The sequence below is a fragment of the Actinoplanes sp. NPDC049598 genome, assembly GCF_040675435.1.
Taxonomy (GTDB): domain Bacteria; phylum Actinomycetota; class Actinomycetes; order Mycobacteriales; family Micromonosporaceae; genus Actinoplanes.
Genome location: NZ_JBFAOX010000043.1, coordinates 1 through 14,689 on the forward strand (window position 1 = coordinate 1; position 14,689 = coordinate 14,689).

The following is a 14,689-nucleotide window of genomic DNA, read 5'->3' on the forward strand; positions in this document are numbered from 1 at the left end:
TGCGCCGCGCCCGCGCCATGCGCCGCGCCCGCGCCCGCGCCGAGCCGCGCCCGTGTCCCGCGCCCGCGCCGAGCCGCGCCCGTGTCCCGCGCCCGCGCCGAGCCGCGCCCGTGTCCCGCGCCCGCGCCCGCGCCCCGCCCCGGCCCGCCCCGCCCCGGCCCGCCCCGCCGATCTTGCGCCCCATGCCTCATGGCGCGCGCGTCGCGCGCGGGCGGACGGGCCGATCGGCCCTGACACGGGGCGGCCGAGCGCCGTACCGTCGAGTTGAAGCCGATCGAAGGAGGTCGCGGTGAAGACCTGGACTGTCGACGATGTCATGACCAGGGCGGTTCTGTCCGTCGACGTGGCCGCCTCCTATCGAGACGTGGTCGATCTGCTGATCGGGCACCGGCTGAGCGCGGTGCCGGTGATCGACTCCCTCGGGCAGGTCGTCGGCGTGGTGTCCGAGGCCGACCTGCTTCGCAAGATCGAGTTCGCCGGCGCCGGGGAGCCGCGGCTGTTCGAGAGCCACCATCGCCGCGGCGAGCGGCGCAAGGCCGAGGCCAGCACCGTCGCCGAGCTGATGAGCGCGCCCGCGGTCGTGGCGTTCGGCGACACCTCGATCGCCGCGGCGGCCCGGCTGATGGAGCGTGAGCGCGTCAAGCGGTTGCCGGTCATCGACGGCCTCGGCCGGCTGATCGGCATCGTCTCCCGCGGCGACCTGCTCAAGGCCCACCTGCGCCCGGACGACGAGATCCTGGCCGACGTCGAGTCGGGCGTGCTGCGCCCGTACGTGGACGACGAGGGCGCCACGGTGTCGGCCACCGTCACCGACGGCGTGGTCACGCTCTCGGGCCGGGTCCAGCGCTACTCGTCGGCCGAGATCGCCGAGCGCCTGACCCGCCAGGTGGCCGGCGTGGTCGAGGTCCGCTCCACCATCACGCACGACTACGACGACAGCCCCACCCTCAACGTCCGCAAGGGCACCGTCGCCGGCTGACAAACTCGCCCGGCCCCGGCCCCGGCCTTCAGTCTCGGCCCCGGCCTTCAGTCTCGGCCCCGGCCTTCAGTCTCGGCCCCGGCCTTCAGTCTCGGCCCCGGCCTTCAGCCTCGGCCCCGGCCTTCAGCCTCGGCCCCCGCCTTCAGCCTCGGCCCCGGCCCCGGCCTCGGCCCCCGCCTTCAGCCTCAGCCTCGGCCCTCAGCCTCGGCCCTCAGCCTCGGCCCTCAGCCCCGGCCGTCAGCCCCCTGGCCACCAACCCCGACCCCGGCCAGCTCGCACGTTCATGCGACCCGCGGCGGAGCGGATGTGGGGCTGCCGAGGGCGACGTCGGGTGGCGGTGCGGGCGTCAGGCGGCGAAAGCGTGGACGTAGGCGAGGGCCGCGTTCATCGACGCGCGCATCGGCTCGGCGGTGCGGAGCGTCTGGCTCAGCTGGCTACCGCCCTGCAAGGCTGTGAGCAGGACCATCGACAGCTCGTCGAGGTCGGCCGTGGGCTGCAGGTCGCCTCGGTCGCGCATGGCTCGCAAACCTTCGTACAGCAGGGAGCGCCAGCGCAGGAAGGCGTTGCACAGGTCCTCGCGGGTCTCGTCGTCGGCGGGGTTCAGCTCGCCGGCGAGGGAGGGCAGCGTGCAGTCGCCGCGGCCGCCGTTGAGCTCCTGGTGCTCGATTGCGGCGTCGGCCCAGGCCCGCAGGGCGTCGAAGCTGTCCAGGGCGCCCATCATGGGCCGGCCGGGGATGAGGGCCTGGCGGGTGATGACGGCCCGGATGAGGGCCTGCTTGCTGTCGAAGTAGTGGTAGAGCTGCGACCCGCCGATGCCGGCCGCCTTGCGCACGTCCTCGGTGCTGGTGCCGGCCACACCGCGCCGGGCGATGAGCTCGGCCGCCGCTTTGAGGATGCGCTCCCGGGTGGCCTGCCCCTTGCGAGTCAACGTCACGATCCCAGCCTAGCGGAATGGGTTGCGCAACCCAAAAATCGGCGCTACAAATTGGGTCGACCAACCCAGAATGGAGTCGACATGACGGATCTCGCAGGCAGGACAGCGCTGGTCACCGGGGCCACCGCGGGCATCGGCCGGGCCGTAGCCGAGCGGCTGGCCGAGCACGGCGCCGAGGTCGTGGTGCACGGCCGCGACGCGCAGCGCGGGGCGGCCCTGGTGGCCGAGATCGCCGAGCGTGGCGGCCGGGCCCGCTTCGTCGCCGCCGATCTGACCGACGCCAAGGACGTCGAGCGCCTGGCCGCCGAGGCGGGCCCGGTGGACATTCTGGTCAACAACGCCGGGCTGTACGAGTTCACGCCCACCCCCGGCACGAGCGTGGACAGCTTCGACCGGCACCTGGCGATCAACACCCGCGCCCCGTTCCAGCTCGTCGCGGCCCTGGCCCCGGGCATGGCCAAGCGCGGCCACGGCACGATCGTCAACGTCAGCTCGACCGCCGCCACCTCGGTCGCACCCGTCGGGGCCGCCTACGGCGCGTCCAAGGCGGCCCTGGAGACCCTGACCCGCTACTGGGCCACCGAGTTCGGCCCCGCCGGCCTGCGCGTCAACGGTGTCTCGTCGGGCCCGGTGCGCACCCCCGGCACCGCCCCGCTGCTAGCCGCCGTCGGCGACGCGATGGACCAGGTGAACGCCCGCGGCCGCATCGGCGACCCTGAGGAGATCGCCGACGTCGTCCTCTTCCTGGTCGGCGACCACAGCAGTTACGTCAACGGCGCGATGGTCAGCGTCCACGGCGGCGAACGGAGCCTGCTGCCCGGGTGACAACCCGGCCCGGAAGGCGTGTCACGAATCGGCGCGCTGTCCCGTCCGTACAGCATGGTCATCAGTCTCAAGAAGGCGGCGGCCGGCGTCGACGAGCGGGTCCGGGTCGCGACGCCGCTGCGCGGTCTGCTCAACAAGGTCTTCCCGGACCACTGGTCGTTCCTGCTCGGCGAGATCGCGCTCTTCTCGTTCGTGGTGCTGCTGCTCACCGGGGTCTTCCTCACCCTGTTCTTCGACCCGTCGATGCAGGAGGTCACCTACCAGGGCTCGTACCCGGCGCTGCGTGGCGTCGAGGTGTCACGGGCGTACGAGTCGGCCTTGAACCTGTCCTTCGAGGTCCGCGGCGGGCTCTTCCTGCGCCAGATGCACCACTGGGCGGCGCTGCTGTTCATGGCGGCGATCGTGGTGCACATGGCCCGGACGTTCTTCACCGGCGCCTTCCGCAAGCCGCGGGAGGCCAACTGGGTGCTCGGCGTCGCGTTGTTCACCTTCGGCTTCCTGGCCGGCTTCACCGGGTACTCGCTTCCCGACGACGGTCTGTCCGGCACCGGCCTGCGGATCGCGGCCGGGATCATCCTGTCGATCCCGGTGATCGGCACCTGGACGTCGGCCTCGCTGTTCGGCGGCGAGTTCCCCGGCGATTTGATCATCGGCCGGTTCTTCATTCTGCACGTGCTGCTGATCCCGGCCGTGCTGCTGGCGCTGATCGCCGTGCACGTCGGTCTGGTCTTCGTGCAGAAGCACACCCAGTGGCCGGGCCCGGGCCGGACCGAGAAGAACGTCGTCGGCGAGCGCATGTTCCCGCGCTACGCGCTCAAGCAGGGTGGCATGTTCCTGTCCGTCTTCGCCGTGGTGGCCCTGCTGGCCGGCCTGTTCCAGATCAACCCGATCTGGCTGTTCGGCCCGTATCGGGCGGCCGACGTGTCGGCGGCCAGCCAGCCCGACTGGTACGTGATGTTCCTGGACGGTCTGGTGCGGCTCATGCCGGCCTGGCAGCTCTACCTCGGCGACTACAGCATCCCGCCGATCTTCTGGCCGTCCGTGGTGGTCTTCGGCCTGCTGCTGACCGTGACCGGCGCCTACCCGTTCCTCGAGGCCCGGCTGACCAAAGACAAGGCCCGGCACAACCTGCTGCAGCGCCCTCGGGACGTGCCGCAGCGCACCGGTGTCGGCGTGATGGCCCTGACGTTCTTCCTGATCGCCACGGTCTCCGGCGCCAACGACATCATCGCCGACAAGTTCCACGTCAGCCTGAACGCGATGACCTGGGCCGGCCGCCTCGGCCTGGTGCTCGGCCCGCCACTGGCGTACTACGTCACCGTCCGGCTCTGTCTGGGCCTGCAGCAGCACGACCGCGAGGTCCTCACCCACGGCGTCGAGACCGGGATCATCCGCCGCCGGCCCGACGGCGCCTTCGAGGAGGTCCACCAACCCCTGGGTTCCGGGCCGGTGCCGTACGGAGGCTGGGTGGTGCCCAAGAAGATGAACCGCCTGGGCGCGCTGATCCCGGCCGTCAAGGGCTTCTTCGTCCCGGTCGAACAAGAACAAGAACGAGAACGGGAGCGGGAGCGGATCACCTCGGGCCGGTGATGCCCTCCGGGCGGATGTGGAGGATGTGGATCGGCTCGGTGGCCGGGCCGAGGCGGACGAAGTTGTGTTCGGACCAGTTCCAGTGCTCGCCGGTGATCAGCTCGTGGGCGACGAAGGAGTCCGGCCAGTTCAGGCCGAGCTCGGGCATGCGCAGGTGGATCCACGTGTCGCGGGTGACGTCGGGCTCCAGGTTGGCCACCACGACGATGACGTCGTCGCGGTCGTAGACGCGGCGGCGCTTGGAGAAGACCAGGATGTGGTCGTCGTCGGCGTCGTGGAAGCGCAGGTTGCGCAGCCGGTGCAGGGCCGGGTGGGCGCGGCGGATCTCGTTGATCAGCTTGAGGTACGGGGCGCCGTTGGGTGCGGTCCAGTCGCGGTTCTTGTACTCGTACTTCTCGTTGTCGATCTGCTCCTCGGCCCCGGGCCGCGGCTCGCGCTCCATCAGCTCGTAGCCGGCGTAGATGCCGTACGTGGGGGAGAGGGTCGCGGCCAGCGCGGCCCGCAGCATCCAGGCCTCCGGGCCGCCGCGCTGCATGAACGGGGTCAGGATGTCGTGCGTGGTCGGCCAGAAGCTGGGCCGCATGTAGGCCGCGGCCGGGCCGGCCAGCTCGGTGCAGTACTCCTCGAGCTCGGGCTTGGTGTGCCGCCAGGCGTAGTACGTGTACGACTGCTGGAAGCCGATCTTGGCCAGGGTGTGCATCATGGCCGGGCGGGTGAACGCCTCGGCCAGCCAGATCACGTCCGGATCGGTGTCGGCGATCAGCCGTTCCCACAGCCAGAGCGGTTTCGTGTGCGGGTTGTCGACCCGGAAGATGGTGACGCCGTGGTCGAGCCAGACCCGGATGACGCGCAGGATCTCCTCGTACAACCCCTCGGGGTCGTTGTCGAAGTTGAGCGGATAGATGTCCTGGTACTTCTTGGGCGGGTTCTCGGCGTAGGCGATGGAGCCGTCGGCCCGGGTGGTGAACCACTCGGGGTGGGCGGTCACCCACGGGTGGTCGGGCGCGCAGTTCAGGGCCAGGTCGAGGGCGACCTCCAGGCCGAGGGACCGGGCCCGGGCCACGAACGCGTCGAAGTCGTCGAACGTGCCCAGGTCGGGGTGGATGGCGTCGTGCCCGCCCTCGGCCGAGCCGATCGCGTAGGGCGAGCCCGGGTCGTCCGGCTCGGCGTGCAGCGAGTTGTTGCGGCCCTTGCGGTTGACCCGGCCGATGGGGTGGATCGGGGTCAGATAGACCACGTCGAAGCCCATGTCGGCCACGCCGTCGAGGCGCTCGGCGGCCGTGGTGAAGGTGCCGCTGATCCAGCGGCCGGCCTCCTCGTCGAAGTGGGCGCCCTCGGAGCGCGGGAACAACTCGTACCAGGCGCCGTAGAGCGCCCGGTCCCGCTCGACCAGCCAGGGATAGTCGGGTGACGCGGAGACGAACTCGCGCAGCGGCCGGGCTCGCAGTTCGCTCTGCACCGCCTCCGAGACCCCGGCGCTGAGCCGCGCCTCGGGGGTCCGCGTGGTGTCGCGCAAGGCGGTGACGGCCTCGGCGAATTCCTTGGACCGCGGTGCGGCGGCGATCGCCCGCTCGAGGACCCGGGCGCCCTCCTCGAGCATCAGCTCGACGTCCACGCCGGCCTCGATCTTGATGACGGCGTCGTGGTGCCAGGTGCCGTACGGATCGGACCAGCCCTCGACCCGGAAGGACCACCGGCCCGCCCGGTCGGCGCTGACCGTGGCCGCCCACGCGTCCAGCCCGGCGTTGACCCGGGTCATCGGCCGCGCGTGCTCCTGGCCCTGCGGGTCGGTGAGGACCACGGTGGCGTTGACCGCGTCGTGGCCCTCCCGGAACACCGTGGCCGTGACCTCGAACTCCTCGCCGGTCACGGATTTGGCCGGCCGTGTGCCGTGCTCGACGACCGGCCCGACGCCGACCACCGGAATGCGCCCGATAGGACTCGTCATACCGATCGACGCTAACCGATCAGGACGTGCTCCGCTGGTTGATCGCGGCCAGCAGACGGTGAACTTCCTCCTCGGTGTTGTAGTGGTAAAGACTCACCCGGACGGCGCCGCCGGTGTGGCCGAAGTACTCGACCGCGTAGTAGTGCCCGTAGGAGACGCAGATGCCCTGGGCGCCGAGGGTCTGCGCAGTCTCGGCGGGTGTCTGGCCCGCGACCCGGAACGAGACCGTGGGGCAGCGGTCGGCCGGCGCCGGCAAAATCTCGATCTTGCTGTTGAGGGCCAGGCCGGTCAGCAGCTGGTCGAGCAGCTTGTTCTCGTAGGAAGCGGCCGCGGCCATGCTGGTCAGCAGCCGGGCGCGGCGGTCACCCTCGGACGGCGAAAGGCCCGCCAGGTGGTCGACGGCCGCGGTGATGCCGGCCAGCAGCTCGAACGACAGCGTCCCGTACTCGAAGCGGTCGGGCACCCCGGCCGGCGACGGGATCAGCTTGACCGGGTGCAGCGGCTCCCACACCGCCGGGTCGGCCACCACCGCCGCGTAGTGCGGCCCCGACCACTTGTAGGCGCTGGTCACGTAGAAGTCGGCCCCGAGGGCCACCATGTCGGTCGGCCGATGCGCGGTCGCGTGCACCCCGTCCACGTACACCAGGGCGCCGGCCGCGTGGGCGAGGTCGGCGATCTCGCGTACAGCCGGAACTGTCCCCACCGCATTGCTGGCCGCAGTGACCGCGACCAGCCGCGTGCGTGGCCCGATGAGCTCGCGGTACTGGGCCACGTCGAGCGCCCCGGTCACCGGGTCGATCTCGGCCCACTTCACCGTGGCGCCGGTCTGCACCCACGGCCGTACGTTGGCGTCGTGGTCGAGCCGCGACACCACCACCTCGTCCTCCGGCCCCCACCCCTGGGCCAGCGTGCGCGCCACGAGATAGGTCAGCGCGGTCGCGCTGGGCCCGAACACCACGCCCGCCGGGTCCCCGCCGACCAGATCGGCCACCGCCGCCCGGGCCGCGGCCACGATCTCCCCCGAGCGCCGGGCCGGCTCGTGCGCGGTGCCCCGGTTCGACACCGCCGCCCGCATCGCCCCGGCGATCGCGTCGATCACCGGCCCCGCCGGCTGGGTCCCACCCGCCCCGTCGAACTGAACGAACCCCTCGGCCAGGGCGGGATAGCCGGACCGGACACGCGCGACGTCAAAGATCATGCACCGATCATCCACTCACCGATGAGTTCCGGCCGCACCCCGTCCCGCATCGCCCTCAACAACGCCGTCAATGAAGGCGCATAACGGAAGACCGAGGCGTCCTTGCCGGCGAAGAACGCCGCGCCGGGGGAGATGTAGAGGGTCAGGTGGAAGCCGTCGGTGCCGACCGGGCACAGGCTCGTGCCCGCGATCTCGGCGCACCGGCGGGCGATGCGGGCGTCCCGCGTGGTGGCGACGGCGCCCGGGTCGAAGCGGGTCCAGCAGTACGACCGTTGGCCGTCGAGCAGGATGCTCGGCTCGTGGCGGAAAGAGAGGAATGCGTATTGCGACAGGAACTCCGCGGCGGCCCCGGAGACCTCGAAGCCGGCCGCTGTCAGCTGCTCTGAAACAGGCAGAACGTCGATGCGGCGCCCGGGGGCCCAGCCGGCTGAAGAGAGCAGACCGACCAGGTCCTCGGGCACCGCGTCCACTCACATCACCTCGACAGGTCTGTCGCGCCGGCTCGTACCAGGACACTCTGGCACGACAGGCACGCCGGTTCGGGTACCCCGGTCGAGCTGCGTACGGTCACGAACTCGATGTCGGCCAGGGTCAGCGGCCGGCCCACCGATTCCTCGAAGGCCGCGCCGTGGCTGGCGATCAGGTTGTTGCAGGCCCGGACCTCCGCGCAGTTGGCGGCGTCACCGGCGAAGGTCTGACCGCCGTGCTCCAGCTCGTCCTGGATCTCCTGTTCGAGATAGCCGGGCCGGGACGACGGGCCCGAGTAACCCGTCTCGGTCAGGTTCGTGCCCCGGAACCGGGCGGCCGCCGTCATGGTCGCGTCGTCCGGCGCGTTGCGAGCCGCCGCGCGGGCCGTGTCGGTCAGGTCGCAGTTGTGCACCAGGACCGAGGTGGCCCCGGCCAGCACGTAGTACGTGTGCAGGCCGTCGACCGTCAGGTCGTACGTCTTCTCCTCGTGCTCGTACGACCGGACCGCCGAGACCTGGACGTAGGTGCCGGCCGCGGTGCGCAGGACCTCGCCCTTGCGCAGATCGCCCGCGTCCACCCACTTCTGCCGGGTCTCCGACCAGAACGGGTGGTGCGCCGTCGTCGTGATCTTCGCGCCGCCCACCGAAACGTCGACGAATTGCTTGTCGTCGTCGGTGCGGATGGTGTGTGTGACCTGCTTGGCGGCCTTTTCAAAGGCCTTGACGGTGTCGCCCGGCTGCACCTTCTCGATGGGCTTGGTCGTCCCGTCGGCCAGCAGCACCGGCGTGCCCGCCACGAAGCTGTGCGGCAGCGGGCAGGCCCCGCCGTCGGCCGCCGGCTTCTTGGTCTTCGCCTTGGCCTTGGCCGCCAGGGCTTTCGCCTTGGCTTGCGCCTCGGCCGCCGCCTTCTTGGCCAATCGTTCCGCGGCGGCCTTGGCCGCCGCCGCCTTCTCGGCCGCCGCCTTGGCCGCCGCGGCCGCCGCTTCCTTGGCTATCCGGGCCGCGTCCTCGGCGCCCTTGAGGATGGCCTTGGCCCACTTCAGCTCCTGGAAGAAGGTGATGACGGCCTTGCCGGCCTTGAAGATGGCCTCGGCGATCTTCTTGGCCTTGAAGATCTTGCCCCAGGGCAGCGCCCCGACGACCATCGAGACGCAGGCCACGAGGTCACCCTTGAGGCAGTTGAGGATGTCGTTGATCCCCAGGAACTCCATGAGGATCTGGCCACCGGCCTCCAGGATCACGTCGAGCGTGCTCTTGGACTGCAGCTGGTTGGCCTTGGCGATGTCCTCGGGGGACGGGCCGGTGGTGGCGGCCGGGGCCGGCGCCGCCGCGCCGGTGGTCTCCGGGGCCGGCATCATGCCGGTCGGGTCGGTGTAGGCCAGCGGGTTGTTCTGGGCGTACGTGTAGGCCGACGTGGCGCCCGGCCCGGTCGGCATCGGGTCACGGCTGTCGAAGCGGCCGGTGCCCGGGTCGTAGTTGCGGGCGGTCAGGAAGTAGTTGCCGCTGCCCGACTTGTTGTCCTGGTAGGCGCCGGTGTACTGCAGCGGGTTCTCGACGCCCTGCTCCGCCTGCGGCTGCCCGGCCAGGGAGGGCCCGACCCGCGGGTTGCCGTACGGGTCGTAGTCGTAGCCCTTCTCGACCGCCCCGGACGGCGTCAGCATGGCGGCGGTGCCGCCGAGCCAATCGTGGGTGTACGCGTGCACCCCGCTCGCCGGGTCGATCAGGGCGAGGGGCTCGTCGTCCGGCCCGTACGTGAACGATCTCGAGCCGTCCCCGTCGGAGTCGATGGCGATCTGCGGCAGGGTTCCGGCCACGTCCCACGACCACCGCTGGGTCGAGGTCTGCGAGCCGAACGCCGTCGTCGACGAGATCCGCAGCCCGGTGGCGTCGTAGTTGAACGTGGTCGACTGCCCCGAGGCCAGTGTCGCCTTGGCCAGGGTGTTGTCGAGGTTGTACTCGAACTTGTCCCCGCCCGCCTTGATCTGGTTGCCGCGGTCGTCGTACTTGTACTCGGTCTCCCGCTCGTGCGAGGGACCTTCGACCTCCTCCTCGACGAGCTGGTCGGCCTTGTCGTACTCGTACTCGGTCTCGTCGTTGCCGGCGGTGCCGGTGCGGACCTGCTGGGTGCGGTTGCCGTTGAGGTCGTACTCGTAGTCGATCCGCCCGACCGGCTTGACCGTCTTGTCGGTGCAGGAGGCCACCCCGTAGCAGGCCGACGTGACCTGATTGACCTCGTCGTAGCTGTAGGCGACCGACTCGGCGACACCGCCGCGGGTGGTGATCACCCGGCTCGGGTTGCCGACCTTGTCCAGCGTCAGGTCATACTTCGAGACCGGGTCCTGTACGCCCGGAACCGCGGCTCCGGTGCGCTCGGTGCCCACCGACGTCAGCCGGCCCGCGTCGTCGTAGACCCGCTTCTCGGTCAGCCCGGTCGCCGCCGGCATCGTGGTGCTGGTGCGCCGGCCCGCCACGTCGTAACCGAAGCTCCACGTGGCCCCGCCCACGGTCTGCGAGGTGACCCGGCTGGCCGCGTCGTAGCCGTAGGCCACGGTGGTGCCGTTCGGGTACTGCCGGTTGGTGATGTTGCCGCGCGCGTCGTAGTCGTAGGCGTACGTCTCGTCGGCCCGGCCCGCCTGTTTGCGGGTGACCGACCTGATCTGGTCCTCGTCGTCGTAGGTCACGGCCCGCACGCCGGTCGCGTCGCCGTACGAGGTGACCCGGTCCTTGGCGTCGTAGCCCCAGGTGTAGACCGGCCCGCCGGTGCCCGCGGTGCGCTTGGCCAGCCGGTTGACGATGTCGTACTCGTCGACGATGGTCCGCTTGGCGATCTCGGCCGGGCTCAGGTCGTCCAGATCGTCGTCGTCGCCGACGGTCAGCGTCTGGATCCGGTTGTTGTCCGGGTCGTACTTGGCGTACGTGGTGCGCTCGAGCGGGTCGCTCGTGCGGATCAGCCGCCCCGCCTCGTCGTAGTACATCGAGGTCTTGTTCTCACGCGGGTCGGTGACCGACGCCAGGGCGCCGTCCTCGCCGTACGTGTAGAGGGTCGACTCCTCCTCCGGGTCGTCCGAGTCGTACTCCGCGTTGGCCGCGGTGACGGTCCGGGTCCGGTCGTCGTCGGTGTACGTGTAGCGGGTGGTGTGCCCGTTGGCGTCGGTGGTCGACACCGTCCGGTTCAGCGCGTCGAACTTCGACGTGGTCGCGTTGTCGAGCGCGTCGACCGTCTTGACCGGGTTGGCCGCGAGGTCGTACTCGTAGTGGGTGGTGAAGCGCTCCTTGTCCGCGCCGGCGACGTTGCCGCGGGGCTCGGTGACGGAGGAGAGCAGGCCGTCGTCGGTGTACGTGTAGGTGGTGACGCCGCCGGTGGCCGAGATCTGCTTGATCTTGTGGCCGGCCTCGTCGTACTCCGACTTGGTCTCCACGCCGCCCGAGTCGGTGATGCCGGTCTGCCGGCCCGCCTTGTCGTAGGCCATGGCCGTGGTCCGGCCCAGCGCGTCCTTGGTCCCGGTGACCAGGCCGCTGTTGGCCCGGGTGGAGGTGGACGACTTGCCGAACTCGTCGACCGTCTCCACGCTGCGGTCCAGGTCGTCGACCTTGTAGTCCTTCACCACGACCTGCCCGCCCGGGTAGGGCCTGCGCATCTGGATCAGGTTGTCGTTGTGGTCGTACTTGTAGCTGGTGGTGAAGTCGGCCTTGGTGGCGCCGGGCACGTTCCCGCGCGGCGAGGTGACCGACTCGACCAGACCCTTGACGTTGTACGTCCAGCTGGTGACCAGGTCGGCCTCGTGCTTCATGTCGACCGCGGAGGTCAGCCGCCGCCCGGCCGGGGTGTACGTGTAGAGCAGCGTCCGCCGCGCCTCGTAGGTCGCCTTGGGCAGGCCGTTGTCGAAGTACGCGTACGAGACCGCGACCCCGCCGGCCGTGGTCGTCTTCTCCAGCCGCCCGGCCGTGTCGTACCGCTTGGTGTCCGGGTTCTTCTTGCCCGGCGACTGCACCGCGACGACCCGGTCAAGAGCGTCATAAGACGTACGGGTCGTGAAGTTCTCCGGTTTCGCCCCGGCCACCGTGCCCCGCGGGTCGGTGACGGTGACCTTGCGGCCCACCTTGTCGTAGCCGTACGCGATCCGCCGCCCCTCGGCCGACACGGACGCCTTGACCAGACCGGCGTTCTGCTCCCCGGCCGCGATGTTCTCGTACCGGAAGACCTTGCCCCGCTGGTCGGTGACGGTCAGCCGCAGACCCCGGTCGTCGTACGTGTAGGTGATCGAGTGGTTCTCCGGGTCGGTGGTCTTCACCAGCTCGTCGAACGCGTTGTACTCGTCCTTCCACGTCTGCCCGTCGGCGTCGACGTGGGTCGTCGGGTTGTTCCGGGCGTCGTACTGCGTCTTCTCGCTGAACTTGCGGCCCGGGGCGAACTGCTCGATCCGGTTGCCGGCCGCGTCGTACTGCGACTCGTGCTGGTTCTGGTTGCCGTTGACCACCAGGTTGCGGTTCAGCGTGCCGTCGTACCGGTGGTTGTTGGTGTCGCCGTTGCCGCGCTGCGAGTAGAGCAGCACGTTGCCCTTGTAGCCGTCCCAGACCACCACGTTGTCGGCGTCGACGGTCTTGGCCTCCTGCTTGGCCGCGTTCCACTCGAACGTCGTGGCCGCGCCGAGCGCGTCCAGCTGACGGGTGACCCGGCCGGTCGGGCCGTACTCGTTGGTCAGCGCGACCACCTTGCGCGGGTCGACGACCTGGGTGAGCAGCCGGGCCGCGCTGTACCTGTACTGCCAGGTCTCGCCGGCCGCGTCGATCACCTTGGTCAGCAGGCCGTCGGTGTAGAAGTACTGCGTCTTGCGGCCGTCCGGCAGCGTGATGGACTGGATCAGCCCGCCGGCCAGCTTGACCGCGACCGTCCGGGCGGAGGCGTCGGTGATCGTGATGCCCGTGGCGCTGTGCGCGAACCGCAGCCCCACCTGGCGCGGGTTGAGCACCGAGACCAGCCGGCCCTGCCCGTCGAAGGTGAAGACGATGTTGCGGCGGGTGGTCAGCGTCCAGCCGTCGCCGGCCTTGCGCAGCGTCGACCGCACACCCGGCGGCCGTACGAAGCCCGCGCCGTCGGCCTTGAACAGCGTGTCCGACCCGTCCTCGGCGCGGACCAGGGCGCCCCCGTCGACCGGGGTGACCTTCATGTCGTACACCCAGGCCCAGCCCGGCCCGAAGGCCGAGGCCCCGGTGTTGAGCGAGGCGTAGGCCCGCCCGGACGAGAACGGCACCCCGAACGACGTCATCGCGAGGTCGCTCTCGTTGCGGGTGAAGCCGCCGGTGCCGGTGTTCACGCCGATCGCGCGCACGGCCTGGCTGGCGTCGGTCATGCCGAGCGCGGTCGAGCAGCCACAACCGGCCGCCTGCCGGTCCGGGATGGCCGGCGGGTCGATCGTGGTGCGCGGCTGGGCGTTCTCCGAGTTGGCCGACGGCACCTCGCCGTCCGGGTAGAGCGCGGTGATGACGACGAAGTAGCTCTTCGTGGCGTCCAGCTGCCAGCCCTCGGCCGCGCCGAGCGACTTGCAGTACGTGCGCAGCTCACCGCAGCCGTCGTTGCCGAGCTTGTCCCGCCCGAGGACGACCGACTCCTGCCTGGTCTGCGAGCCGGTCTCGTACAGGTCGACCCGCCACGAGTCGAAGCCCTGGTCCTTCAGGTTGAAGTAGGTGACGAGCGAGGTGTCGCCGACCACGAATCCGGGCCGCAGCACCACATCCACGAAGGCTTCACCCGGTGCCGCGGCGGCGACCCGGGCCACGGCTGCTTTGCCTACTGTCTCGGCTTGGCCGCCGGCTCGCACCAGCGGCGGTACGACCGGAGGCCGCTCAGCCTCCGTGACGGCGACGTTGTCCGCCGCCCCGGCCGGCACGCCGCGTTGTTGCGGCGCGGCCCCGGCGGTGACCTTCGGAACGTCGCCGGGATCGGCCGACGCCGGGTTGTCGACCGGTGGCGCCAGCGTTCCGACCAGAAGCAGTGCGCTGAAGCCCGCGATATAGCGGGCCCGCGCGAATCCACGCGCGAACGACATGATTGATGACCTCCCCCGTGAGATGACCAAGGGGGAGCCAAGCATGCAGATCTATCGATTTAAACGCGGTGTCGTTGATCTGTCAGCCGGGGCCGAATGGTCAGACATCGCCCTCGGCGTAGTCGTGCATCGCCGCGGCCACCTCGCGCAGGAACGACACCGCGGCGGCGGCCTCCTCGGGGCTCAGCCGGGCCACGGCCTCCTCGATGCGCCGCAGAAGTGGGGCGAGGGCGTCCCGCACTTCCTCGTACGCGTGCCCGGTGGCGACCACGGTCTGCCGGCGCCGGTCGGACGGGTGCGGGATCCGCTGGGCGTGCCCGGCCGCGTCGAGCCGGTCGACCAGCGTGGTGGCCGAGGCCGACCGGATGCCCAGACGCTGACCGAGCTCCGTCGGGCCCAGCCCGTCGGTGCTGCTCAACAAGTGGTCGAGGGCGACCGCGTCGGTGATGCCCACCCCCAGCCGGCGGGCCAGGCTGTGCGTCGCCTCGCCGTTGGCCTGCAGCACGGCGCGGACTGCGCGGGCCAGCTCGCTGCCCTGCGCTCGTTCCGGCGTGTCCACCGCGACATCATACGACGATCGAGTAGCGAGTTTATCTAACTACTTGTATAACAAGATTCATGACAGTAGAGAGAAATGCCCGCCGTGGGGCCGGGAGATGATCATCGTGGGCCCCCACGTCGTAAACGTCCAGCTCAGCGCC

At 70.6% G+C, this 14,689-nt stretch carries 9 protein-coding genes; 3 read left to right on the top strand and 6 right to left on the bottom strand.

The window, feature by feature from the left end; translation table 11 throughout:
- Positions 1–289 precede the first annotated feature (289 nt).
- Positions 290–979, top strand: coding sequence for a CBS domain-containing protein (locus tag AB0J66_RS47255; RefSeq protein WP_364675364.1), 690 nt, complete (start codon positions 290–292; stop codon positions 977–979).
- A 346-nt stretch (positions 980–1,325) separates the two neighbouring features.
- Here the strand turns inward: AB0J66_RS47255 and AB0J66_RS47260 are convergent, their stop codons facing one another.
- Positions 1,326–1,913, bottom strand: coding sequence for a TetR family transcriptional regulator (locus AB0J66_RS47260; protein WP_364675367.1), 588 nt, complete (start codon positions 1,911–1,913; stop codon positions 1,326–1,328).
- 81 nt (positions 1,914–1,994) lie between these two features.
- Here AB0J66_RS47260 and AB0J66_RS47265 point away from each other — a divergent pair, with 81 nt between their 5' ends.
- A complete protein-coding gene (locus AB0J66_RS47265; RefSeq protein ID WP_364675370.1) occupies positions 1,995–2,738 on the top strand; it encodes an SDR family oxidoreductase in 744 nt (247 codons plus the stop codon).
- A gap of 54 nt (positions 2,739–2,792) precedes the next feature.
- Positions 2,793–4,328: a ubiquinol-cytochrome c reductase cytochrome b subunit gene (locus AB0J66_RS47270; RefSeq protein ID WP_364675478.1), complete on the top strand. Its 1,536-nt coding sequence runs from the start codon at positions 2,793–2,795 to the stop codon at positions 4,326–4,328.
- Here the strand turns inward: AB0J66_RS47270 and AB0J66_RS47275 are convergent.
- The 5 genes from AB0J66_RS47275 to AB0J66_RS47295 form a co-directional block, all read right to left on the bottom strand.
- Positions 4,312–6,276, bottom strand: a complete 1,965-nt coding sequence (locus AB0J66_RS47275) for an alpha-1,4-glucan--maltose-1-phosphate maltosyltransferase (protein ID WP_364675372.1) — start codon at positions 6,274–6,276, stop codon at positions 4,312–4,314. The two genes, AB0J66_RS47270 and AB0J66_RS47275, sit on opposite strands and share 17 nt — an antisense overlap.
- 19 nt (positions 6,277–6,295) lie before the next feature.
- Positions 6,296–7,474 (bottom strand): cysteine desulfurase-like protein, encoded by a 1,179-nt coding sequence (locus tag AB0J66_RS47280; protein WP_364675374.1) that lies wholly within the window; start codon positions 7,472–7,474, stop codon positions 6,296–6,298.
- On the bottom strand, positions 7,471–7,944 hold the full coding sequence (locus AB0J66_RS47285; RefSeq protein ID WP_364675376.1) for an SUKH-3 domain-containing protein: 474 nt from the start codon (positions 7,942–7,944) through the stop codon (positions 7,471–7,473). The genes AB0J66_RS47280 and AB0J66_RS47285 overlap by 4 nt, the downstream gene beginning before the upstream one ends.
- A gap of 5 nt (positions 7,945–7,949) precedes the next feature.
- Positions 7,950–13,988 (bottom strand): RHS repeat-associated core domain-containing protein, encoded by a 6,039-nt coding sequence (locus AB0J66_RS47290; RefSeq protein ID WP_364675379.1) that lies wholly within the window; start codon positions 13,986–13,988, stop codon positions 7,950–7,952.
- A gap of 100 nt (positions 13,989–14,088) precedes the next feature.
- Entirely contained in the window at positions 14,089–14,547 is a 459-nt protein-coding gene (locus tag AB0J66_RS47295; RefSeq protein ID WP_364675382.1) for a MarR family transcriptional regulator, read from the bottom strand.
- Positions 14,548–14,689: the final 142 nt, after the last annotated feature.